The sequence below is a fragment of the Halopseudomonas maritima genome (genome assembly GCF_021545785.1).
Classification (GTDB): Bacteria; Pseudomonadota; Gammaproteobacteria; order Pseudomonadales; family Pseudomonadaceae; genus Halopseudomonas; species Halopseudomonas maritima.
The window spans coordinates 1414886-1437051 of record NZ_CP079801.1 but is presented as its reverse complement, the minus strand read 5'-3'; the positions used below and the strand labels follow the sequence as shown (position 1 = coordinate 1437051).

At 63.1% G+C, this 22166-nt stretch carries 21 protein-coding genes; 16 read left to right on the top strand and 5 right to left on the bottom strand.

Features of this window, described 5'->3' with window-relative positions:
- Nucleotides 1-111: 111 nt before the first annotated feature.
- The 6 genes from HV822_RS06510 to HV822_RS06485 all read left to right on the top strand — a co-directional run bounded on the left by HV822_RS06510 (nt 112) and on the right by HV822_RS06485 (nt 5579).
- On the top strand, nt 112-735 hold the full coding sequence (locus HV822_RS06510; protein ID WP_238872930.1) for a TetR family transcriptional regulator C-terminal domain-containing protein: 624 nt from the start codon (nt 112-114) through the stop codon (nt 733-735).
- A 109-nt stretch (nt 736-844) separates the two neighbouring features.
- The gene (locus HV822_RS06505; RefSeq protein WP_238872929.1) at nt 845-1780 is read left to right on the top strand and encodes a PDR/VanB family oxidoreductase; all 936 of its coding nucleotides are present in this window, start codon (nt 845-847) and stop codon (nt 1778-1780) included.
- Nucleotides 1781-1805: 25 nt separating this feature from the next.
- Nucleotides 1806-2279, top strand: coding sequence for a RidA family protein (locus HV822_RS06500; RefSeq protein WP_238872928.1), 474 nt, complete (start codon nt 1806-1808; stop codon nt 2277-2279).
- On the top strand, nt 2279-3127 hold the full coding sequence (locus tag HV822_RS06495; protein ID WP_238872927.1) for a creatininase family protein: 849 nt from the start codon (nt 2279-2281) through the stop codon (nt 3125-3127). The genes HV822_RS06500 and HV822_RS06495 overlap by 1 nt, the downstream gene beginning before the upstream one ends.
- A 42-nt stretch (nt 3128-3169) precedes the next feature.
- The gene (locus tag HV822_RS06490) at nt 3170-4171 is read left to right on the top strand and encodes an ABC transporter substrate-binding protein (RefSeq protein WP_238872926.1); all 1002 of its coding nucleotides are present in this window, start codon (nt 3170-3172) and stop codon (nt 4169-4171) included.
- A gap of 58 nt (nt 4172-4229) precedes the next feature.
- Nucleotides 4230-5579 (top strand): FAD-binding oxidoreductase, encoded by a 1350-nt coding sequence (locus HV822_RS06485; protein ID WP_238872925.1) that lies wholly within the window; start codon nt 4230-4232, stop codon nt 5577-5579.
- A 6-nt stretch (nt 5580-5585) separates the two neighbouring features.
- Here HV822_RS06485 and HV822_RS06480 read toward each other — a convergent pair whose 3' ends face one another.
- Genes HV822_RS06480 through HV822_RS06470 form a run of 3 tightly spaced genes read right to left on the bottom strand, consistent with a single transcriptional unit; the run spans nt 5586 to nt 9181 of the window.
- On the bottom strand, nt 5586-6317 hold the full coding sequence (locus tag HV822_RS06480) for a 3'-5' exonuclease (RefSeq protein WP_396265074.1): 732 nt from the start codon (nt 6315-6317) through the stop codon (nt 5586-5588).
- On the bottom strand, nt 6314-8227 hold the full coding sequence (locus tag HV822_RS06475; RefSeq protein WP_238872924.1) for a DUF294 nucleotidyltransferase-like domain-containing protein: 1914 nt from the start codon (nt 8225-8227) through the stop codon (nt 6314-6316). The genes HV822_RS06480 and HV822_RS06475 overlap by 4 nt, the downstream gene beginning before the upstream one ends.
- A gap of 33 nt (nt 8228-8260) precedes the next feature.
- Nucleotides 8261-9181, bottom strand: coding sequence for a LysR family transcriptional regulator (locus HV822_RS06470; protein WP_238872923.1), 921 nt, complete (start codon nt 9179-9181; stop codon nt 8261-8263).
- A 122-nt stretch (nt 9182-9303) separates the two neighbouring features.
- On the opposite strand from HV822_RS06470, the gene HV822_RS06465 reads away from it, so the two are divergent.
- The 4 genes from HV822_RS06465 to HV822_RS06450 are packed head-to-tail and all read left to right on the top strand — an operon-like array spanning nt 9304 to nt 11627.
- Nucleotides 9304-9729, top strand: a complete 426-nt coding sequence (locus HV822_RS06465; RefSeq protein WP_238873558.1) for a DoxX family protein — start codon at nt 9304-9306, stop codon at nt 9727-9729.
- Between the two features lie 25 nt (nt 9730-9754).
- The gene (locus HV822_RS06460) at nt 9755-10564 is read left to right on the top strand and encodes a DODA-type extradiol aromatic ring-opening family dioxygenase (RefSeq protein ID WP_238872922.1); all 810 of its coding nucleotides are present in this window, start codon (nt 9755-9757) and stop codon (nt 10562-10564) included.
- 21 nt (nt 10565-10585) lie between these two features.
- A complete protein-coding gene (locus HV822_RS06455) occupies nt 10586-11347 on the top strand; it encodes an SIR2 family NAD-dependent protein deacylase (RefSeq protein ID WP_238872921.1) in 762 nt (253 codons plus the stop codon).
- A gap of 13 nt (nt 11348-11360) precedes the next feature.
- Nucleotides 11361-11627, top strand: a complete 267-nt coding sequence (locus HV822_RS06450) for a DksA/TraR family C4-type zinc finger protein (protein WP_238872920.1) — start codon at nt 11361-11363, stop codon at nt 11625-11627.
- Between the two features lie 41 nt (nt 11628-11668).
- Here the strand turns inward: HV822_RS06450 and HV822_RS06445 are convergent, their stop codons facing one another.
- A complete protein-coding gene (locus HV822_RS06445; protein WP_238872919.1) occupies nt 11669-12559 on the bottom strand; it encodes a cache domain-containing protein in 891 nt (296 codons plus the stop codon).
- A gap of 69 nt (nt 12560-12628) precedes the next feature.
- The gene (locus HV822_RS06440) at nt 12629-13426 is read right to left on the bottom strand and encodes an AraC family transcriptional regulator (protein ID WP_238872918.1); all 798 of its coding nucleotides are present in this window, start codon (nt 13424-13426) and stop codon (nt 12629-12631) included.
- 94 nt (nt 13427-13520) lie between these two features.
- Between HV822_RS06440 and HV822_RS06435 the strand changes: the two genes are divergently transcribed.
- The 6 genes from HV822_RS06435 to hsdR all read left to right on the top strand — a co-directional run bounded on the left by HV822_RS06435 (nt 13521) and on the right by hsdR (nt 22101).
- Nucleotides 13521-14507 (top strand): bile acid:sodium symporter family protein, encoded by a 987-nt coding sequence (locus HV822_RS06435; protein ID WP_238872917.1) that lies wholly within the window; start codon nt 13521-13523, stop codon nt 14505-14507.
- Between the two features lie 135 nt (nt 14508-14642).
- Nucleotides 14643-15488 (top strand): glutathione-dependent disulfide-bond oxidoreductase, encoded by an 846-nt coding sequence (gene yghU / locus HV822_RS06430; RefSeq protein WP_238872916.1) that lies wholly within the window; start codon nt 14643-14645, stop codon nt 15486-15488.
- 218 nt (nt 15489-15706) lie between these two features.
- On the top strand, nt 15707-16924 hold the full coding sequence (zigA, locus tag HV822_RS06425) for a zinc metallochaperone GTPase ZigA (RefSeq protein WP_238872915.1): 1218 nt from the start codon (nt 15707-15709) through the stop codon (nt 16922-16924).
- Nucleotides 16924-17823 (top strand): GTP cyclohydrolase FolE2, encoded by a 900-nt coding sequence (folE2, locus tag HV822_RS06420; protein ID WP_238872914.1) that lies wholly within the window; start codon nt 16924-16926, stop codon nt 17821-17823. Before zigA ends, folE2 begins: the two co-directional genes overlap by 1 nt.
- Nucleotides 17824-17834: 11 nt before the next feature.
- On the top strand, nt 17835-18491 hold the full coding sequence (locus HV822_RS06415; protein ID WP_238872913.1) for a DUF1826 domain-containing protein: 657 nt from the start codon (nt 17835-17837) through the stop codon (nt 18489-18491).
- Nucleotides 18492-18579: 88 nt separating this feature from the next.
- Nucleotides 18580-22101: a type I restriction-modification system endonuclease gene (gene hsdR, locus HV822_RS06410; protein WP_238873557.1), complete on the top strand. Its 3522-nt coding sequence runs from the start codon at nt 18580-18582 to the stop codon at nt 22099-22101.
- Nucleotides 22102-22166 lie beyond the last annotated feature (65 nt).

The following is a 22166-nucleotide window of genomic DNA, read 5'->3' as shown; positions in this document are numbered from 1 at the left end:
GCGCAGGGTAGGATAAGGCTCGCCCGCGCGGCCCCGGCTAGAGCGCGCCTTCTGATGGCGCGTCGGGCGACGGTTATTCACTGAAATGGTGCAATTGTGGCAAAAGTAGATATGCGAACGGAGCGCTCCAAGCAGAGCCGCCAGGAAATCATGCGCAAGATTCTGGATGCGGCGATTGCCGAGTTCAGTCAGCACGGATTTCAGGGGGCATCGACCCAGGCGATCGCTGAACGTGCGCAGCTCAAGAAGTCGCAACTGCACTACTACATCGAAGACAAGGAAGCGCTCTACTCGCAGGTGCTGAGCATGGTGCTGGAGAGCTGGCGCAACTTCTTCGTGTTTGGCGCCGAGCCGGAGCTGACGCCGCGCGAGGCGTTGAGCGAGTTTGTGCGGGTCAAGCTGAACTACGCGCTGGAAAACCCGGAGCTTTCGCGGATCTTCACCATGGAAGTGCTGAGCGGCGGGGCGCGGCTGGAGAACTACTGGCCGGGCGCCATGGAGGCAACGCATGCCAAGGTTGCGAAGATCAACAGCTGGGTATCCGACGGCGCGCTGCGCCCGCTCGACGGCCGCCTGCTGATCATGCATATCTGGGCGTTGACCCAGTATTACTCCGACTACACCCTGCAGGCAGAGATGCTACTGGAGTCGCCGCTGACGGCGCCGCAAACCCGCCAGAAAATCGAGCAGGAGCTTGTACAGTTTGTGCTCTCCGGTGCCGGTCTGAGCACCTGATTTTCCCCATCCTCCGACCCTGAATAACGTTAGAAATAGCCCTGCGGTATTCCGCTGGCATGCGTTATGCAGTTAGTTTGACCAAGTGTACAGTCTATTTGGTCAATGTATGTTTTCAGTCCAGTTCAACCCGCTGCGCATTGCCGCCTGCGAGATGCTCACCTCGGATGTCATGCGTCTGCGTCTGCAGCACCCGACGGGAGAGTCACTGCCGCCGTTCGAGGCCGGTGCGCACCTGCAGATTCAGATCAACGAGCAGCATTGCCGTGCTTACTCGCTGTGCAGTAACCCCGCTGATTTGAGCCATTACGAGATCGCCGTGAAATGCGAGACGTCGGGGCGCGGTGGCTCGCAGGCGCTGCACGCGCTGGCGCGCATTGGTGTCGAGTTGCCGACCAGTGCGCCCAACAACCTGTTTGCGCTGGCGCCGAAGGCTGCGCACCACCTGCTGGTGGGTGGCGGCGTGGGGCTGACCCCGCTGATGGCCATGGCGCACCAACTGGCGGCGCAGGGGTTGCCGTTCAGCTTCGTGGTGGCGGTATCCAGCACGGGCAGCTCACCCTTTATCGAGCAGTTGGCTGCTTCTGGTTGGCCGGTCGAGCTGGTGCGCAACCCCCGCGAGACATTGGACATGAATGCTCTGCTGGCGGGGCTACCGGCTCAGACCCACGTCTACTGCTGCGGCCCCCAAGGGCTGATGGCACGGGTACGCGAACAGTGCGCTGGCCTACCTGCCGAGCAGTGGCACGAAGAGGCCTTTGTCGGCAGTGAGACCAGCGTGCAAGCCGGCTTTCAGCTGCACTTGAGCGACAGCGGGCTGGACATCGACGTGCCGGCCGGCGGCTCCATGCTCGCGGCATTGCGCCAGGCTGGCGTTGCGCCGGAGACCAACTGTGAGCAGGGCATTTGTGGCAGCTGCGTGGTGGCCTGGAGCGACGGCGAGCCGCTGCACGGCGACCAGTGCCTGGATGACGAGGACCGCAGCGAATACATCGCAGTCTGCTGCGGCAGTTGCCGCTCGCCGCGTATGACGCTGGCGCTTTGAACCCTTTGCGTTTCAGGAGTGAATGATGAGCAACGATGCAACCAACGGCGCGCCGCTGGCGCGTTACGCCGCCGCCAAGCGGGTGGGCGATTTTATCTTTCTGTCGGGGGTGATTGCGGTTGATCCGGCGCGCCGACTGATCGTCCGCGGCTTTGACGATATTCCAGGCGAGATTGCCGACAGCCTGGGCCGCACCGGCGAGTTTTCCAGCGATATCAAGCAGGGGCCGATTCTGGCGCAGAGCTGGTATGTGCTGGATGCGATTCGCCAGATCATCGAGCGCGAGGGCGGCCAGATGAGCGACGTGTTCAAGCTGGTGCAGTACTTCCGCAACCTCGACCACTTTCCGGCGTACAGCGCTGTGCGTCGTACCTTCTTCCCCGGTGAGCCGCCGGTCTCGACGGTCGTTGAGGTCAGCGCGATGCTGCCGACCGAGGACATCCTGATCGAAGTGGAAGCCACCGCCTACCTGCCGCTGGGCGGCACCAAGGAGTCATGATGCTGCACGGTTATACCCCCGCAGAACGCTTTCTGCCGTACCTGAGCTGGACCGATATCGACGCGCTGCCCGACAAAGCCAACACCGTCATCGTGCTGCCGGTCGGCGCGATTGAGCAGCACGGGCCGCACATGCCCTGCGCGGTGGACTCCATTGTTGCTGCGGGTGTGGTTGGCAAGGCATTGGAGCGGCTACCGGCCGAGATTCCGGCCTACGCGCTGCCGGCTATTACCTACGGAAAGTCGGATGAGCACCTGCATTTTCCCGGCACCGTCACGCTGACCGGCGAGCTGCTGCTGCACACCATTCAGGAAATTGGCGAGTCGGTTTATCGCGCCGGCTTTCGCAAGCTGATCATGGTCAATGCCCACGGTGGCCAGCCGCAGCCGCTGGAGATGGCCGCGCGCGAGCTGCGTTTGCGGCACGGCGATTTTATGGTCATACCGCGCTCGGCCTGGAGCGTGAAGTTTGATAGCAGCTTCATGCCTGAGCAGGAGCGACAGCTAGGCATGCACGCCGGCCACGGCGAGACCGCGCTGCTGATGCAGCTGGCGCCCGAGACCCTGCGCATGGAGCGCGCCGAGGCGCATTACCCACCGCCATTCCCCTGTCCGACGCTGTCCGCCACACGGCCTGCCGCGGCCTGGACCGCGCGTGACTTTGGGCCGTCGGGGGTGATTGGCAACCCGACCGGCGCGACCCCGGAGCAGGGCGCGCAGTTGTTGGAGCAACTGAGCAGCCAGTGGGCACAGGCCATCACTGAAGTACATCAGGCGCGCTGGGTTGAGCGCGAGGTGGAGACCTGGGGCCGCAGCCAGTACCGCGGTCACATCGAGTCACGTAGCTGAGTTTTGTCAGGTTCATAACGTTCAAGCGACAGGAGATGAGTCATGCAAGCAACAGGTAACACGCGTAACCGGGCCAAGCGAATCGCAACGCTGGCCGCGCTGCTGGCAGCCGCAGGCGGCGCCAGCGCGCAGGCGGCGACCCCGGTCACCTTTATCACCAACTGGTACGCCCAGGCCGAGCACGGTGGCTTCTATCAGGCGCTGGCCGACGGGCTCTACGCGGACAAGGGGCTGGATGTCACCATTCGCATGGGCGGGCCGCAGGTGAACTCCGCGCAGCTGCTGGCGGCGGGGCAGGCGCAGTGCATCATCAAGGACGACATCGGCACCGTGATGGCGCGGCAGCAGGGCATTCCGCTGACCATGGTTGGTGCCAGCTTTCAGTACGACCCGACGGTGATCATTACCCACAAGGATGTGAATTCTCTGGCCGAACTGGAAGGCCGCAAGGTGCTGATCTCGTCCAGCGCGCACTCATCCTGGTGGCCGTGGGCGAAGAGTCAGTACGGCTTCACCGACGCCATGAGCCGCCCCTACACCTTCAACGTGCAGCCCTTTATTGCCGACAACTCGCTGGCGCAGCAGGGCTACATGAGTTCCGAGCCGTTTGCGCTGCAGCGCGAAGGGGTTGAGTTCAACGTGTTCTCGCTCGGACAGGAGGGCTACCCGCCCTACGGCAATTCGATTGCCTGCAGCGACGAGCTGATCAAGCAGCACCCTGAACAGGTGCAGGCCTTTCTGGATGCTTCGCGTGAAGGCTGGAAGCGCTACATCACCGACCCTGCGGCCGGTAATGCGGTGATCCAGAAAGAAAACCCGGAGATGAGCAGCGAGCAGCTGGCCTTCGCGCTGGAGCGCCTGCGCAGCAGCGGCATGGTCGCCGGCGGTGACGCGGCAGCTCAGGGCATCGGTGTCATCACTGATGAGCGCATGCAGGCGACCTGGGACATGCTGCTAGAGAACCAGTTGGTGGATACCGACAAGGTGTCGCTGCAGGACGTCTACACCACCGAGTTCGTCAAACAGAACCCGGTCATGCCCTAAACAGACGGTGCGCGCTGGAGTCCTTCCGGCGTGCGCCGGTGCAATAGGATGGAAAGAAATGACTTCAAGTGAGGCGCTGAGCGCGCTGCAGGCAAGGCTCCCGGAGCTGGACTGGATCACCTCCAAGGTCCACATCAAACGGCTGTCCCGTGATTTCTACTGGTTCAGCCCGATGCTGGTGCCGCAATTGGCTGACAAGCTGGCTGATCTGGTGGTCAAACCACGCAACGAGGCGGAGTTGGTTGCGTTGGTCAGTGCCTGCGTTGAACTGGGCGTGGTGATGACCGTGCGCGGTGGAGGCACCGGCAACTACGGGCAGGCGGTGCCGCTGGAAGGCGGTGTGGTCATCGATATGACGGCTTGCACCGAGCTGCAGTGGCTCTGCGATGGGCTGGTGCGAGTGCAGGCGGGGATGAAAATCGGCGAGCTGGAAACCCTGGTGCGTGAGCGCCGCTGGGAGCTGCGCTGCATGCCTTCGACCTACCGCGCGGCCAGTATCGGCGGGCTGTTTGCTGGTGGCTTTGGCGGCATTGGCTCGATCAACTACGGACCTGTTTCCACCTCCGGTACGGTGCAGGCGATTCGCGTGCTGACCATTGAGGCCACACCACGGGTGCTGGAGCTACGCGGCGAGGAGCTGCTGACCTATCACCACACTTATGGCACCAACGGTATCCTGCTGGACCTTGAGCTGGCGCTGGCTCCGGCCCGCGACTGGGATGAATATCTGCTGGATTTTGCCAGTATCGAGGCGGCCTATGGCTTCTGTCGCACCTTGTTGGATGCGGCTGGCATCGAGAAGCGTGAGCTGTCGCTGTATGACAGCAAGGCGGCATCCTACTTCCGTGATATCCGGTTCGAGCAGCCCGCGGGGCACTTTCTGGTTATGGCCCTGGTGGCGCCGCACAACCGTCAGCCGCTGGCAGAGTTACTGGCCGAACATGGTGGCAGCCAGTTGTGGATGCAGACCTTTGCCCAGATGCAGGCCAGCGGCCTGACGCTGATGGAACACTGCTGGAATCACTCGACCCTGCAGGCGCTCAAGCACGACAAGAGCTTTACCAACCTGCAGACCAACTACGCGATAGACCGGGTGCTGGAGCAGTTGGCGGAGCTTAACGCGCTGGTAGGCGATGAGGTGCTGACGCACCTGGAGTTTATTCGCCTGGGCAATCAGCAGCCGCTGATCACCGGCCTGCCGCTGGTGCGTTACAGCACGGACGAGCGCCTGAACGAGATCATGGCGCTGCACCAGTCGCTTGGTATCAAAATCAACAACAGTCACACCTTCATGCTCGAAGATGGCAAGCATGGCGGCACCCTGAGTCCGGCAATTCTGGCCAGCAAGGCCGCCAATGACCCGCACTCGCTGCTCAATCCGGGCAAGATGCGCTCGCTGCCGGGCTGAACAGGCTTAGCTCCAAAGCTCGCGCAGGGCGGTGGTCGGGCTGTAGTGATGCAGGGTCTGCGCCTGCAGCAGCTCGGCGGTAGCCAGCGCGTCGGTCAGGGCGTGGTGTGCGGAGTAGGGCGGCAGGCCATAGCGCAGGCGGCTGTCGGCCAGGCGGATGGATTCGATCTTGCGGCCGAACAGTCGCGCCAGCCAGCCTGGCTGGGCGCTGCCCCGGTGCAGGCGCGCTTCGAGCTGCATGGTGTCGATCACCGGAAAGGTGAACGATTCGCCCAGATGCTGCTGCACTGCCCGATCCAGAAAGGCGCGCTCAATGGCCCGGTAGTGCACCACCATGATCTTGCCGGTCATGGCCTTCAGCACACGGTCCAGTACTGCCGTCATGGGCGGCGCCTGGCGAATATCCGAGTGGGTAATGCGATGAAAGGTAATCGACTCCTCGCTCAGTGCTGTCGTGGGCTTGACCACCTCATAAAACGCGTCGCGACAACGGATGCGTTGCAGGTCAAAGGGCACCAGGCCAATGCTGACAATGGCGTCGCGCCGCGCGTCCAGCCCGGTGGTTTCGATGTCCAGGGCGACCAGAGGCACGGACTCCAGTGGCGTGTCGCCGGTGGCGCAGCCGGCCTGGTAGAACGCTTGCAGTGCCGGATGACGGCTGCGCGCAGCGCGGCGCGCCAGCTCGTTGGTCCAGTCGATGGCGGGGCCGTCGGGGGCGGCTGGGTTGAAGCGAATCATAGGGTGCGGGTGACCGGCAGGTGCGGGTAGCGGAAGCGCAGAAACTTCTGGGCGTTGCTGAGCACCTGAAACGCTTCCTTGAGGTTGTGCCGTTCAGCGGCGGGGATGTTCTCCGGCTCCACGTCATTGTCCGGGTCCATACCGTCTTCGATATCGACCGCTTGGTGGCGTATGCGCACCAGTGACAGGAATTCCAGCGCGTAGCGCAGCCGCTCCAGCGCCTCCGGCGGCATCAGCTTGGTCGCGGCAATGGCGTCCAGGCGCTCGAAAGAGTTTTGTGCGCGCGAGCCGCAGGCCAGAGCGTGTACGCGAATCAGGTCGGTCAGCGGCGCGGTGCCTCGGCGCTTGAGGTTGATCACGTTCTTGTGACGTCCGTCCTTCTCCATCACAAAGGTGCGGAAAAAGCCCAGCGGCGGCGTGCGATTGAGGGCGTTGCGGGCCAGCGCCGCGAGAAAGGGCTCGTTGCTGCTGGCGCGGTGGGCCAGCAGTTCCTGCAGCTCCTCGACCAGCGCGCTTTCACCGTAGACCGCATCCAGATCAAAGAAGATGCAGCTGTTGAGCAGCGCCTCGGGTTTTGGGCGATCGATCCAGTCGTTGAAGTAGCCGCGCCAGACCGATAGCGGCTGCCGCCACTTGGGATTGGTCGCCATGATGCCGCCCTTGCAGTAGCTGTAGCCGCAGGCGGCCAGGCCGTCGCTGACGATGGTCGCCAGTTGCAAGAAGTAGTCGTCGTGCTCGGCCGGATTGAAGCGGTCATCCAGCACCAGTGCGTTGTCCTGGTCGGTGACCACCAGCTGTTCGTCGCGGGCCATGGAGCCGAGTGCCATAAAGGCGTAGGGCACCGGTGGCGGGCCGAGTTGGTCTTCGGCCAGCTCCAGCAGGCGTTGGGTAAAGCTGCGGCCGATACCGGACATGGCGCTGCCGATCATGTGCGCGCTGGCTTCGTCGCGGGCCATGCGCACAAAGGTCGCGCGCACGTCCGGCAGCAGGCTTTTCAGCTCTTCGACCGACTGCTTGTTGTAGATGGCGCTGACCAGGTACAGGCTGCTCTGGGACTCGTACTTGATGATGTCGCTGAGATTGATCAGCCCGATGGGCCGCCGCCGGGTCACCACCGGTAGGTGATGGATGTTGTTGCGCAGCATGCTGAGCATGGCTTCGAACACGGTGTCGTCACCCTGCACGGTAATCGGGTTGGGCGACATGATGGCCGATACCGGCGTGTCGCCGCTCAAGCCTTCGGCCAGCACCCGGGTGCGGAAGTCGCGGTCAGTAATGATGCCGACCATCACGCCGTGGTGCGGCTCGGCGACCGGCACCCGATCCGGGTTGGGCCATTGGCTGTGCGGATCGATGACCACCAGCGATGACACACTCTGCTCGGTCATGGTGCGTGCGGCTTCCTGCACCGAGGTGGTCAGTGGCACGGTGACGGGCAGGCGTGAGATCAGTTTGCGCACCTTGATCTTCATCAGCTCGCTGGCACGGCCGTTTTCAACTGCCGCCTTCAGGCGTGACTGGCCTTCGGCCTCGACAAAGTCGGCGAAGTGCTCGTGCTGCTCGCAGAGCTGATCAAACAGGGTGCCGGGAATGTAGTAGACCAGTGTGTCTTCAATGGCCTTGGCCGGAAAGCGCACGCGGTTGCGTCCCAGCAGGCCGAAGTGGCCGAAGATATCGCCTTCGCTCAGGCGGTTGTAGAGGTCGCCGTTGCGTCGAAAGATGTCCACCGCGCCGCTGCGCACGTAGTGCAGTTCGTGGATCTCCTGGTTGAAGGTAAGAATCTGCGTGCCGGCCTTGCAGTAGCCGACCTCCACCTGACGGGCGATTTCGTCGAGCACCTCTTCGGGCAGCTCATCGAAGGGCGGGAAGCGACTCAGGTGGTCGCGAATCTCGATCAGCTCGATCTGCATGGTGACTCCGTTACGACGTTTCTGCCTGTCAGTTTAACCAGTGTGTGAATCCGGACCCAACTGCTGGCGCAGAAACTCACGAAATAGCCGCACGCGCGCTGGAGCCTGAGCACCGCCCAGGCTGATGGCGTAGAGCGTGCCGCGGGCGATTTGCCACTGCGGCAGCACCGTGACCAATTCGCCACGCGCCAGCGATTCACGGGCGATCAGGTCTGGCAGCGGGCCAATGCCGGCGCCGTGGCGTAGCAGCTGCAGCGCGCTGGCAAAGTCGTTGGTGCGCATGACTGGCTTGATGGTCAGGGTGGTTTGTCGGCCGCGCTCATCTTCCAGCTCAAGGGTCGTGGCACCGGCCTGCTCGCGGCAGGCCAGCACCGGATAGTTGCTCAGCTCTTGCGGCTGCTCTGGTATCGCCAGCTGCGGGGCGGCGTATAACTGGATGCGAAAGTGCGCCAGCGCTGAGGCACGATAACTCATGTCCGGCAGGTTGCCAGGGGTGGCGCGCAGCGCCAGATCAATGCGGTGCGCGCTGAGGTCCAGCGGGGTGTCGGTCAGCAACAGCTCGATGTCGATCTGCGGGTACAGCGCGCGAAACCGGGTCAGCAGCGGCGGCAGTACGCCGACCCCAAGGTCCAGCGGCGCAGTCAGGCGCAGGTGCCCGGCCGGTACATCCTGAGCCGCCCGTGCGCTGGCGCTGGCATCGGCAAGCAGGGCGAGGGCGTCACGGGCCTTGAGGTAGAACGCGGTGCCCTCTTCCGTAACGCTGACCGAGCGGGGTGTGCGAGCCAGCAACGCCACGCCCAGACGTTGCTCCAGCCGAGACAATCGGCGGCTGATGCTGCCCTTGGTCTCGCCGCGTTCACGGGCGGCGGCAGACAGGGTGCCAAACTCGATGACCGCGCAGAAGGCGTGCAGGTCCTCCAGTGAGCCACCAAGGGTTTCCGTTTCGTTAACCATGGGTTCCTTTTTTGCAGTCTTTGCGAGATGTGGAAACCAGAATAGTCTGCTCTCCATCAACTCACTGCAACTTTTTGGAGACACATCATGAGCAACCAAAACACCGTAACCCCTGGCCTGGCCTGGCCATCTTCGAGCGCCTGGCTCCGCTGGGTTATCCGCTGATTCGTATCAGCGCAGGCCTGATGCTGATGCCGCACGGCGCGCAAAAGCTGTTTGGCTGGTTTGGTGGTTACGGCCTGGAAGCCACCGGTCAGTTCTTCGAAGGCTCGCTGGGCATGTCTCCCGGCATTCTGTTTGCGCTGCTGGCGGGGCTGGTCGAGTTCTTCGGTGGCCTGGCGCTGGTGCTGGGGCTGCTGACCCGTCCGGCGGCGCTGGCGGTCACCTTTCTGCTCGGTGTGGCGCTGACCGTGCACACGGCCAACGGCTTCTTCTGGACTGATGGCGGCGTCGAATACCCGCTGCTGTGGGCGCTGACGACCTTTGGCATCTTCCTGCGCGGCGGCGACCGCTTCTCGCTGGATGCACGCCTGGGCTTGCGTATCTGATGACTCATTTGCTGGAGGATTGATCATGTCTGCCAATCGACTGCCGACGGTCTTTCTTCCCCATGGCGCCGGTCCCTGCTTCTTCATGGAGTGGGAGCCGGCCGACACCTGGCAGGGCATGGAGGCTTGGCTGCGCAATCTGCTGCCGAGCCTGAGCGTCGCTCCCCGTGCTTTGCTGGTGATCTCCGCCCACTGGGAAGAACCGATCTTTACCCTCAATACCCAGGCCGCTCCCGGCCTGCTGTTCGACTACTACGGCTTTCCGCCGCATACCTATCAACTGACCTGGCCGGCGCCGGGAGCGCCGGAGCTGGCAACCGAGGTTGCCGAGCTGTTGGGCCAGGCGGGGTTTGACACTGCGTTCGAGCATCAGCGCGGGCTTGATCATGGCGTCTTCATCCCGCTCAAGCTGGTACGCCCCGAAGCGGATATCCCGGTGCTGCAGTTGTCACTGCGCGCCGATATGGACCCGCAGGCACATCTTGATCTGGGCCGTGCGCTGGCGCCGCTGCGCGAGCAGGGCGTTTTGATCGTCGGCAGCGGCATGAGTTTTCACAACATTCCGCTGATGCGCGCCAGCCTGGCGACCCCGGCACCGGCCGTGCGCGCCTTCGACAAGTGGCTGCAGGCGACTGTCATGCTGCCGCAGGCAGAGCGCGACGCCGCGTTGGCTAAATGGCAGCAGGCGCCGGGTGCGCAACTGGCTCATCCGGACGCCGAGCACCTGTTACCCTTGCACGTGGTAGCAGGGGCAGCCGGCGAGAGCGCGGGTACCTGTGCTTTCCACCAGGTGGCCATGGGGGTGCCGCTGTCGGGCGTTGTGTTTGCCGACTGAGCAACCCGGGAGGTGAGAGCGATGCAATTTGATCAGACGCTGCTGACGCGCTTGCGTGAGGCGCGACATGTGGTGGTGTTCACTGGCGCCGGGGTGTCGGCGGAGAGTGGCATTGCCACCTTTCGTGATGCGTTGAGCGGACTCTGGTCGCGCTTTGATCCCATGCAACTGGCAACCCCAGAGGCCTTTGAGGATGACCCGGAGCTGGTCTGGGGCTGGTACGAAGCGCGGCGTATGCAGGTGCTTGGCACCTCACCCAACCCTGGCCATAGTGCCATCGCAGAGCTGGCCAAACGGGTGCCGCGGCTGACGCTGGTCACCCAGAATGTGGACGACCTGCATGAGCGCGCCGGCAGTGTCGATGTGCTGCATTTGCACGGCAGTCTGCACCAGCCGCGGTGCAGCCTGTGCGCTGAACCGTTCAGGATGTCGGCTGAGCCGCCGACCGAGCCAGCAGAAGGACGGCGTCTTGCCCCGCCGCGTTGCGAGCACTGCGGCGCGAAGGTGCGGCCAGGTGTAGTCTGGTTCGGTGAGAGTCTGCCGTTCGATACGCTTGAGGCTGCATTTTCAGCGGCGGCGGACTGCGACCTGCTGCTGTCGGTTGGCACCTCCGGTGTGGTGTATCCCGCTGCGCAGGTGCCCGAGATCGCGCTGAGCTCCGGGGCGACGGTTGTCCATATCAACCCGCAGCCGCAGGCGCTGGGTGGCGGCAACGAATGGCTGCTCACTGGCGCGGCAGGCAAGGTGCTGCCATTGTTGTTACAGGCGGCTTTCGACGAGTGATTCGGGAGGTGTTATGGCCAGCGGTTGGGCGCAGGACGGTGCGGTACAGGAGCAGATCGATGCAACGCTCGATTCGGCTGTCGAGCGGGCCCGGCAGCATCTGCCCAAGGGGGAAAGCCTGAGTCACTGTGAACTGTGTGGCGAGCCGATTGCCGAGCCAAGGCGCGTCGCGTTGCCGGGTGTGCGGCTGTGTCTTGCCTGTCAGGCGGAACAGGAGAAAAACGGCCGAGTTGATGCCGGCTACAATCGCAGTGCCAGTAAGGACAGTCAGTTGCGCTAGCTCAAAGCAGGCTGATGACGGGCGTCACCAGCCTGGCAGGCCTACTCGGTTGCAGGCTCCTGGTAATAACCCACCGCCACCAGATAGTTGTCGACCTTGCGGATCAGGGTTTTCTTCTCTTCCGGCCGCTCGGTCACCGGGTTGGGCCAGGTGTAGGTCACGCTGTCTTGCCCCGCCTCCAGCGCATCCAGAATGGTTTGGCCGACGCGTAGACCCTCGCGGTTTTTCAGATCCGGGAAGTGAATATTGAGCAGCCGGCGGCTGTAGCCGTGGGCGACCATGTTCATGCTGTCCATGTCCACCACAAACACGTACAGGTCATCGCGGTTGAACTCGGGGTCCAGCCGGTTGATGCGCCTGACGGTGGCCTCGGCGTCCGACTCGATCGCGGCGGCGGCGTCGTCCAGCAGTTGCTTGGCGGCGGCTTCGCTGGAGCGCGGCAGATAGTAGCCAACAGCAAAGGTCTTGCCGTCGACCTTCTGATAGAACACATGCTTGCGCTCGACCTTGCCGTCGCTCCAGTTCATCCAGCGATATTCCGCGCTGGAGATGTCATTTGACGCCGGCTGCTGTAGCGCGGAGGCAAAGGTATCGCGCAGTTCCGGGTCCAGCAGCGGGCTGATGTCGCGGCCGATCAGCGCGGCAGACGGGCCGCCGCTGGCCAGCATGTAGCCGTTCTCGTCGACCACGTAGACGTATTGATCGCCATCGACGAATTCGCCCTGACGGCTGAAGCGGGCAAAGGCGGCGTTGCCCTCTTCGCGGTAGGCGGCAACCGCTTTGCGCAGCAGCTGGGTGGCGCTGGCCGCCTGCTGTTCGTAGCCGGGTTCGGCCGCCGGCACATGGGGAGTAGGTGAGGTGGCGAACGCGGGGGTGCTGAGCATGGCTGCCAGCGTCAGGCTGGCGAGTAGCACGGGTGTCGCTTTTTTCATGGAGGGGCCTCTGCGGGATTTTGCTATCTGTTCTTCTATGAGCTTAGGCGCTGCCGGCTGACTGTCGAGTCAGGTATGGAGGCTACTGAACTGGCTGGGCGTGACGCCGATTTGCGTGCGAAACGCGGCGATAAAGGCCGAGGTGGAGTCGTAGCCGCAGGCCAGTGCGATGTCGGTCACTCGCTCCCCGCGCTCGAGCATCGGCAGGGCACTGAGCAGCCGCAGGCGTTGCCGCCAGGCGCGAAAGCTCAGCCCCGTGTCGCGCTGGAACAGGCGGGTCAGGGTCTTCTCGGAACAGCCCAACTGTGCGCTCCAGTCGCTCAAGGTCAGCGCCAGTTCGGGGGTATCGAACAGCGCCTGACACACCTGCTGCAAACGCGAATCATCAGGCCATGGCAGGTAGAGACCGGTGTCGCGCGCGGCGGTTAGCTGGTCGAGCAGCACGGCGACCAGCCGCCCGTCGGCGCTGCTTTCGTCGTACTCGACCGGAATGCGACCGAACTGGTTGATCAGCTCACGGGTCAGCGGATTGATCTCCAGCACCGCGCAACGGCCGGCCTGCCAAGGCATGGCGTCGCGCTGGATGTACAGGCTGCGCATCTCGGTATCGGGCGAGCTGATCACCGCATGGGGCAGGTCTGGCGGCACCAGAATCGCCCGCTGCGGCGGTGCGAGAAACCGGCCGTTGCGGGTATGCACCGACAGCACGCCGGAAATGGCGTAGGACAACTGCGCCCACGGGTGGCTGTGCCAGTGGGTCGTGGTGCTGCGGGCTAGTGACTCGGTGCGCGCATACAGCGGGCGTGGCAGGCCGGGCAGGTCGGGTACGGCGCGCAGGTTCAGGTGCTTATGTCTGTTTGTCGACATTGTGCTGTCCAATCGCGTTAGTCGGTCGGGTGGGCAGACAGTAGACTGCTGTCCTGCGCATCGCAACATCTATAACGAAAACGAGATACCAACCATGGCACGACCACGCTTTCTTCCCGACAACATGACTCTCTGCCTGATAGCGGTGGTGATTGCCGCCAGCCTGTTCCCGGTTCAGGGGCAGGCTGCCGAGGCGTTCGACTGGTTGACCAACCTGGCGATCGGTCTGCTGTTCTTTATGCACGGCGCCAAGCTGTCGCGTGAGGCCATCATTGCCGGCATGACCCACTGGCGTCTGCACCTGCTGGTGTTTGCCTGCACCTTCATCCTGTTTCCGCTGCTGGGCGTGCTGCTCAAGCCGGCGCTGGTGCCGCTGGTAGGGGATGAACTCTATCTGGGCATTCTGTTCCTCTGCGCACTGCCCGCCACCGTGCAGTCGGCCATTGCCTTTACCTCGATTGCCCGCGGCAACGTGGCCGCTGCGGTCTGCAGCGCGGCGACCTCCAGCCTTGTTGGTATTTTTGTCACGCCGTTGCTGGTGCTGCTGCTGATGGGCGCTCAGGCCGGTGATTCAAATACCCTGGATGCGATCGGCAAGATTGTGGTGCAGTTGCTGCTGCCGTTCATCGCTGGCCAGATTGCCCGTCGCTGGATTGGTGACTGGGTCGCGCGTAACAAGGGCTGGCTGAAGAGCGTGGATCAGGGCTCGATTCTGCTGGTGGTGTTTGGTGCGTTTAGTCATGCGGTGGTTGAGGGGATCTGGCAAACCGTACCGCTGACCGAGCTGCTGGGGCTGGTGGTGGCGTGCTGCCTGCTGCTGGCGCTGGTGCTGGGACTGACTGCCTGGCTGGGTCGCCGTCTGGGCTTTAACGTCGAAGACCGCATCACCATCATCTTCGCCGGCTCCAAGAAAAGTCTGGCCACCGGTGTGCCGATGGCGCAGGTGCTGTTTGCCGGGGGGGCGCTGGGTACGCTGATTCTGCCGCTGATGCTGTTCCACCAGATTCAGCTGATGGTCTGCGCGGTGCTGGCCGAGCGTTACGGCCGTCGTCCCGAACTGCCGGCGACAGAGTCGGTCTAGGTCCGTTGTCGCCCTTGCGTATCGCATGGATGCGCAAGGGTGCTGCAGAATTCGGCATTGACCTGTCGCCGGTAGCTCGACATGCTGCTTCGTCTACCCTTTGCTGACTGGTTTCAGAACACAGGAAGACATTGCATGACTGACAACAGCTACACCCCCCCCAAGGTCTGGACCTGGGATAGCGAAAGCGGCGGCAAGTTTGCCAGTATCAATCGCCCGATTGCCGGCCCGACCCACGACAAGGACCGGCCGGTCGGCAAGCACCCGTTCCAGCTGTATTCGCTGGCCACGCCCAACGGCGTCAAGGCCACCATCATGCTCGAAGAGCTGCTGGCGCTGGGCCACAGCGGTGCCGAGTACGATGCCTGGCTGGTGCGCATCAATGAGGGTGATCAGTTCAGCAGCGGCTTTGTGGAGGTGAACCCCAACTCCAAGATTCCGGCGCTGATGGACCATAGCACCAACCCGCCGACGCGGGTGTTCGAGTCTGGCTCGATCCTGCTGTATCTGGCGGAGAAGTTCGGCGCGCTGCTGCCGACGGACCACGGCAAGCGCACCGAGGCGATGAACTGGCTGTTCTGGCAGATGGGCTCGGCGCCCTACCTGGGTGGTGGCTTTGGCCACTTTTATGCCTACGCACCGGCCAAGTTCGAGTACCCGATCAACCGCTTTGCCATGGAAGTGAAGCGTCAGCTGGACGTGCTCAACCGCCATCTGGCCGATAACCGCTATATGGCCGGTGATGAGTACAGCATCGCTGACATCGCCATCTACCCTTGGTACGGGCTGCTGGTAGAAGGTGCTCTGTATGAGGCCGCTGAATTTCTTTCTGTGCACGAGTACGCGCATGTGCGCCGCTGGGCCGCCGAGATTGCCGCGCGACCTGCTGTACAGCGGGGGCGCCGCGTCAATCGCGTGTGGGGCGATGAAGCCCAGCAGGTCGCCGAGCGTCACGACGCCAGCGATATCAGCGACGCCTGATCTAAGGCGCTCCGCTACCCCCTAGACAGCCTCCGCAATGGAGGCTGTTTGCGTTTCAGTGCGCTGTTCTTGTTTGCCCTCCCGGTCTGGTCTGTACGTCAGGGCCTTATTGCTCTGCTTGCGTTATTGTTATAACGTAACATTTAGTGCGGCCTCCATCGAAACGCCCAGCAGAGTGCGCTGGTGAGGCTGCTCATGCCTGCTCAGAGGAATACCCGATGAATGATCTCGCCCGGTCTGCGCCCGCAGCCCGCAAACTTCCCGTTACCGTGCTGTCCGGCTTTCTCGGTGCCGGCAAGACCACGCTGCTCAACCACCTGCTGAATAACCGCGAAGGCCGTCGCCTGGCGGTTATCGTCAACGATATGAGCGAAGTGAATATTGACGCCGCGCTGGTGCGCGATGGCAGCGCGCAGCTGTCGCGTACTGATGAAAAACTGGTGGAAATGAGCAATGGTTGCATCTGCTGCACCCTGCGCGAAGACCTGCTGGAAGAAGTCTCCCGGCTGGCGGCCGAAGGACGCTTTGATCAACTGGTAATCGAGTCCACTGGCATCTCCGAGCCACTGCCGGTGGCCGAGACCTTCACCTTTGAGGCCGAAGACGGCAAGAGCCTCAACGAGGTGGCTCAGCTCGACACCATGGTCACCGTGGTGGATGGCTTTAACTTTCTGCGTGATTACAGCTCGCAGGACAGCGTGCAGGAGCGGGGCGAGTCGCTGGGCGAAGAAGATGAGCGCAACGTGGTCGATCTGCTGATCGAGCAGGTGGAGTTTTGCGACGTCATCGTGGTCAACAAGACCGACCTGATCAGCGCCGAAGAGCGCGACCGCTTGATTGCCATTCTGGCCAGCCTCAACCCCCGCGCGCGCATCGAGATGGCCGAGTTTGGTCAGGTGCCGCTGGAGCGAGTGCTCGATACCGGTCTGTTCGATTTTGCCGCGGCCTCCCAGGCTCCGGGCTGGTTGCAGGAGCTGCGCGGCAGCCACACGCCGGAAACCGAAGAGTACGGCATTGGCAGTTTTGTTTACCGCGCCCGTCGCCCCTTCCACCCGCAGCGCTTCTTCACCCTGGTCAATAGTGAGTGGCCAGGCGTAGTGCGTTCCAAGGGGTTCTTCTGGCTGGCCAGCGCGCCGGCCATGGCCGGTCAATGGTCGCAGGCCGGTGCCGTCGCGCGGCACGGCCCGGCGGGCTACTGGTGGGCAGCGGTGCCGCCCGAGCAGTGGCCGGATGACCCGGAGTCAGTTGCCTTGATTCGCAGTAAATGGGATGAGCAAGTGGGCGATGCCCGCCAGGAGCTGGTGCTGATTGGCATGCAGATGGACCCGTCAGCACTGTGCGCCGCGCTGGACGCCTGCTTGCTGAACGATGAGGAAATGGCGCAGGGCCCCGCCGTATGGGAGAGCTGGCCCAATCCGTTCGAGGGCTGGGAGTAATGAGCAGCCTGAGCTTGCCGGACGTCTCGCTGACCGACGCTGCCGCCACGCCCGGTGCATTGCAGTGGGTGGGCATGCAGGGTATCGATTTGCCGCTGCGCCCGGCCCGGGATCAGGCGCAGGTGCATGCCCGTGCTGATGTACAGGTTGATCTGTCCGACCCGGCCATCAAGGGTATTCACATGTCACGCCTGTATCGGCTGCTGGAGCGGTTGGCGCCGCCGGTCGTGCTGACCCCGGTACGCATCCGCATGGCATTGCAGGAGATGGTCGACAGCCAGGCAGACTGTCACAGCCGCGGCGCGCGGATCGGATTGCGTTTTGATCTGCTGTGCCGGCGTCCAGCCCTGCTCAGCCCGGATCTGGCCGGCTGGAAGAGCTACCCCGTGCAGCTCGATGCCAGCCTGCAGCACGGCGAGTTCCGCCTGGATATGCAGATACAGATTGGCTACGCCTCTACCTGCCCGTGCTCGGCTGCACTGGCCCGCCGGCGTGTTGCCGAGGGCTTTGCCCAGGCGTTTGCCGCGACCGAAGCACCGACGCATGCGGCGGTTAGCGACTGGTTGTTGCGCCATGCCTCGCTGGCCACTCCACACAGCCAGCGCAGCGAGGCGCAGGTGACGGTGGCGCTGGATGAGGCAGACGCCGAACTGCCTCTGCTGGCGCTGGTTGATCAGGTAGAGGCTGCACTGGGCACGCCCCTGCAAACCGCCGTCAAACGCGCCGATGAGCAGGCCTTTGCCGAGCTCAACGGGCAGAACCTGATGTTCGTCGAAGACGCCGCCAGGCGCATTCAGGCCGCCCTGCGACAGGGACAGTGGCGCGAGCCAAGGGCGCAGGTGTGCCATATGGAAAGCCTGCATCCGCACGATGCCGTGGCCTGGGCGGCAGGTGTCTGATGGGGAGCTTGATGCAGACAGGTGCTGCTGAATTGCAAGCGGGAAGAGCTGAATCGCACTGGGTCTGCGGGAGTGATCTGGGTGTCTTGGCCGAGGTGTTCGACGAGGCGATCACCATCGCCATCATGCAGCGCCAGCTGGCGCCGCAACTGCTGGCCAGTATTGCGGCCCAGTGCGTGGCGCAGCCTTGGGAGCTGGCCTGGCGCGGCGTACCGGATGCGGCGCTGGAACAGGCGCTGACGCGCAGCATGCCCGCGCCGCAGCAAGCCGGTCAGCTGATTGCCGACGTGCGCCTGCTGGCCGAGGCGGTGGCCTGCTTGTTCGACGTTGAAGCGGTGGGCATTCGCATGCGCCTGCTCGATGGCGCCATGTGTCCGCGTTTTCATTGCGACAACCTGCCGGTGCGCCTGGTAACCAGCTACAGCGGCCCCGGCAGCGAATGGCTACCCGATCAGGCCGTGAACCGTGCAGGTCTGGGCAAACCCGAGCCGGGTAAACCGGAAGTGGTGCGTGATGCCGGCGCCATTCGGCAGCTGGCTGAAGGCGATGTGTGTCTGCTTAAAGGCAGCGGCTGGGTCGGTAACGAAGAGCGCGGTATCGTGCACCGCAGCCCGGCGGTGGCGGCTGGGCTGCGGCGCTTGTTGTTGACGATTGATCCGGAGTTTTGAACGCGGCGCGCGAACCGAGCGGAGGGCGACAAACCGGGCCGGATGATGCAAAGTAGAGCGCGCGTCGAGAACAGGGAGCGTGAACACAATGCGGGCGGCTGAGCAATCCACCAATTTTGGCTTTCTGGCCGAGCACGACCAGCTGCTGGTCGAGCTGGCTGGCGCCGCCGAGCGCGCCTTCGCCAGCGACCCCAACACCACCCTGATCAAACTCCGCCAACTGGGCGAAGCGCTCGCCCAGCATCTGGCCGCCCTGGCCGGCATCGCCTTTGACGAACAGACCACCCAGGCCGACCTGCTCTATCGTATCAACCGCGAATTGAAGCTCGAACCCGTTGTCCGTGAGCTGTTCCACACCCTGCGCATTGAAGGCAACAAGGCTACTCACCAGTTCAAAACACAGCACCGTGAAGCCATCAGCGGCCTGGTGGTGGCGCGCAAACTCGCCATCTGGTTTCACCAATCCTTCGGCCAGGCCGGTACCCGCTTTAAACCCGGCCCCTTCGTACCGCCGGCAGACCCCAGCGAGCAGTTGCGCAAACTGCAGGCGGACATTAGTCAATTGCAGAGCGAGCTGCAGCAAGCCAACCTCGATCTCGGCTCCAGCCAGCAACTGACCGAGCTGATCGCCAAAGAGAAGGATGAATACCAGGCCCTGGCGTACGCCATGGACGAGGAGTCCCGTGCGCTGGCCCAGCAGGCTGCCGCGCACGAGCAGGCGCTGCAACAACAGCAGCAAGACTACGAAAGCAAGCTCAAGGCATTGCAGGCGCAGCTCGCCGGCCAAGACGAGCAGGCCCAGTCCGCTCAACGTCAAACCCTGAGCCGCCATACCCAGGCCGCGACCCAGCACATCGTGCTGGACGAAGCACTCACCCGCATCCTGATTGATCAGCAACTGCAAGACGCCGGCTGGCAGGCCGACAGCGAAGCGCTGACCTGGAAAAACGGCACCCGCCCGGAGAAGGGCAAGAACATCGCCATCGCTGAGTGGCCAACGCGCTACCAGGGCGAAAAGGGCCGCGCCGATTACCTGCTGTTTGCCGGTCTGACGCCCATCGCCGTGGTTGAGGCCAAGAAGGAAAACACCAACGTCTCCGGCAAGATTCCCCAGGCAGAGCGCTACAGCAAAGGCCTTGAGGTGTCGCCACCGCTGATCGGCGCCTGGCAGGAGGCCGGCCGCACCATCGCCTGGCCAGACGAGAGCGACGGTCACTACCAGGTGCCCTTTGTCTATTCCTGCAATGGCCGCCCGTTTGTGCCGCAGTTGCTGGAACAGTCTGGCATCTGGTTTCGTGACGTGCGCCACCCGGCCAACACCCGCCGCGCCCTGCAGGCGTTTCACACCCCAAGCGGTCTGCAGGGCCTGCTCACGCGCAGCAAGGAAGAGGCCCAGCAAAAGCTGCAGGCCGAGCCCTTTGGCTATCTAAAACTGCGTGATTATCAGCAAAAGGCCATTGTCGCCGTAGAGAGCGCCCTGGCCAGAGACATCCGCACCGCGCTGCTGGCCATGGCCACCGGCACCGGCAAAACCCGCACCATCATCGGCCTGATGTACCGTTTTTTGAAAGCCGAGCGCTTCAAGCGCATTCTGTTTCTGGTGGACCGCACCTCACTCGGCCAACAGGCCATCGACGCCTTTCACGATGCGCCGCTGGAACAAAGCAGCACCCTGTCGCAGATTTATAACGTCGCCGAGCTGGGCGATATGGCCGCCGAAGCCGAAACCCGCATTCAGATCGCGACCGTGCAGGCCATGGTCAAGCGCATCTTCATGGGCGATAACCCGCCGCCGATTGACCAGTTCGACTGCATCATCATTGACGAAGCCCACCGCGGCTACACCCTCGATCAGGAGATGACCGACGGGGAGATGGCCACTCGTGATGTCAGCCAATACCTCTCCAGCTACCGCCGTGTACTGGATTATTTTGACGCCGTGAAGATCGCCCTGACCGCCACCCCGGCCAAACACACCAGCGATATTTTCGGCAAACCGGTGTACACCTACTCCTATCGTGAAGCCGTCGCCGATGACTGGCTGATCGACCACGAGCCGCCCATCCGCTACCAGACATTGCTGAGCGAAAACGGCATCAACTTCGCCAAGGGCGAACAGGTCAGCGCCATCAACACCCACACCGGCGCCGTGGAAAGCGCCGAGCTGGAAGACGAGCTCAACTTCGAGGTCGATGCCTTTAACCGCCGGGTTATCAACGACAACTTCAACCGCGTGATCTGTGAACAACTGGTGCAGGAGCTGGACCCCTTCGGCGAAGAGAAAACCCTGATTTTCTGCGCCACCGACCGGCACGCCGATATGGTCAAGCACGCGCTGGATGCTGCCTTCAAAGACCTCTACGCCGACCAATACAACCAGGCCGCCGTCGCCAAGATCACCGGCCAGAGCGACAAGGTCGAGCAACTGATCCGCCAGTACAAGAACGAGCGTTACCCCAACATCGCCATTACCGTTGACCTGCTGACCACCGGCATCGACGTGCCGCCCATCTGCAATCTGGTGTTCATGCGGCGGGTCAAGTCGCGCATCCTCTACGAGCAGATGATCGGCCGCGCCACCCGCCGCTGCGACGAGATCGGCAAAACCGTATTCCGCATCTTCGATCCGGTAGACATTTACGCCGCCCTCAGCGACGTCAACACCATGCAGCCGCTGGTCAAAGACCCGAGCATCACCCTGGAACAGCTGGTCACAGAGCTGACCGACCCCGAGCAGCTCCAGCGCGCGCTCAACGCCCCCGGCGATGAGCCAAACCAGAGCCAGGCCGACGTGGTGCTCAGTCAGCTCAGCCAGAAGGTCATGCGGGTGCTGCGCAAGGCCGGCAAAAAGGCCGAAACCAACGCCCCGCTGAAACACAAACTGGCTGAACTGCACGACCTCTGGGGCGTGGAGCCAAAAAGCCTGCACCGCCACCTGCACAGCCTTGGCCCACAGCAGGCCGCCGTCTTCATCAACCAGCACAGCGGCCTGCTCAATCAACTGGCGCAGGTGAATGAACTGCTGGGCAGCGAGCGCCAGCCGATTCTCTCCGAGCACCACGATGAAATCCGCGAGCGCAGCCAGAGCTACGGCGCACACAGCAGGCCTGAAGACTATCTCGACAGCTTCAACGCCTTTATCCGCGAGCAGCTCAACCAGAGCGCGGCGCTGTCGGTGGTAGTCAACCGCCCCGGCGACCTCACCCGCGAGCAACTCAAGGAAGTGCGCCTGTTGCTCGATGGCGCCGGTTACACCGAAGCCAATCTGCAAAGCGCCGTGCGCAACCAGACCAACCAGGACATCGCCGCCAGCATCATCGGTCATATTCGCCGCGCCGCCATTGGTGAGCCCTTGCGGCCCTTCGAGCAGCGCGTCGCCCAGGCCATGCAACGCATCTATCAGAGCCACAACTGGCTGCCGGCGCAACGCAAATGGCTGGAGCGGCTGTCAAAACAGCTGGTGCATGAGGTCATCATCGACCGCGACTTCGTCAACAACCGCTTTGCCGAACACGGCGGCGCTAGGCAGCTCGACAAGGTGCTCAACAGTCAGCTTGATAGCGTGCTGGCAGAGCTAAACGAAGGGATGTGGCCGCAAACAGTCGCCTGATTCGGCCGGCATGGCCTCATATTGAAATAACAGCGAGCGCTATTTCATTAATGGCCGTAACTTGA

Bases quoted from the DNA above. Each gene is read 5' to 3' on its own strand.
- HV822_RS06510 (WP_238872930.1), top strand. From the start codon at position 112: ATGCGAACGGAGCGCTCCAAGCAGAGCCGCCAGGAAATCATGCGCAAG.
- HV822_RS06505 (WP_238872929.1), top strand. From the start codon at position 845: ATGTTTTCAGTCCAGTTCAACCCGCTGCGCATTGCCGCCTGCGAGATG.
- HV822_RS06500 (WP_238872928.1), top strand. From the start codon at position 1,806: ATGAGCAACGATGCAACCAACGGCGCGCCGCTGGCGCGTTACGCCGCC.
- HV822_RS06495 (WP_238872927.1), top strand. From the start codon at position 2,279: ATGCTGCACGGTTATACCCCCGCAGAACGCTTTCTGCCGTACCTGAGC.
- HV822_RS06490 (WP_238872926.1), top strand. From the start codon at position 3,170: ATGCAAGCAACAGGTAACACGCGTAACCGGGCCAAGCGAATCGCAACG.
- HV822_RS06485 (WP_238872925.1), top strand. From the start codon at position 4,230: ATGACTTCAAGTGAGGCGCTGAGCGCGCTGCAGGCAAGGCTCCCGGAG.
- HV822_RS06480 (WP_396265074.1), bottom strand. From the start codon at position 6,317: ATGATTCGCTTCAACCCAGCCGCCCCCGACGGCCCCGCCATCGACTGG.
- HV822_RS06475 (WP_238872924.1), bottom strand. From the start codon at position 8,227: ATGCAGATCGAGCTGATCGAGATTCGCGACCACCTGAGTCGCTTCCCG.
- HV822_RS06470 (WP_238872923.1), bottom strand. From the start codon at position 9,181: ATGGTTAACGAAACGGAAACCCTTGGTGGCTCACTGGAGGACCTGCAC.
- HV822_RS06460 (WP_238872922.1), top strand. From the start codon at position 9,755: ATGTCTGCCAATCGACTGCCGACGGTCTTTCTTCCCCATGGCGCCGGT.
- HV822_RS06455 (WP_238872921.1), top strand. From the start codon at position 10,586: ATGCAATTTGATCAGACGCTGCTGACGCGCTTGCGTGAGGCGCGACAT.
- HV822_RS06450 (WP_238872920.1), top strand. From the start codon at position 11,361: ATGGCCAGCGGTTGGGCGCAGGACGGTGCGGTACAGGAGCAGATCGAT.
- HV822_RS06445 (WP_238872919.1), bottom strand. From the start codon at position 12,559: ATGAAAAAAGCGACACCCGTGCTACTCGCCAGCCTGACGCTGGCAGCC.
- HV822_RS06440 (WP_238872918.1), bottom strand. From the start codon at position 13,426: ATGTCGACAAACAGACATAAGCACCTGAACCTGCGCGCCGTACCCGAC.
- HV822_RS06435 (WP_238872917.1), top strand. From the start codon at position 13,521: ATGGCACGACCACGCTTTCTTCCCGACAACATGACTCTCTGCCTGATA.
- yghU (WP_238872916.1), top strand. From the start codon at position 14,643: ATGACTGACAACAGCTACACCCCCCCCAAGGTCTGGACCTGGGATAGC.
- zigA (WP_238872915.1), top strand. From the start codon at position 15,707: ATGAATGATCTCGCCCGGTCTGCGCCCGCAGCCCGCAAACTTCCCGTT.
- folE2 (WP_238872914.1), top strand. From the start codon at position 16,924: ATGAGCAGCCTGAGCTTGCCGGACGTCTCGCTGACCGACGCTGCCGCC.
- HV822_RS06415 (WP_238872913.1), top strand. From the start codon at position 17,835: ATGCAGACAGGTGCTGCTGAATTGCAAGCGGGAAGAGCTGAATCGCAC.
- hsdR (WP_238873557.1), top strand. From the start codon at position 18,580: ATGCGGGCGGCTGAGCAATCCACCAATTTTGGCTTTCTGGCCGAGCAC.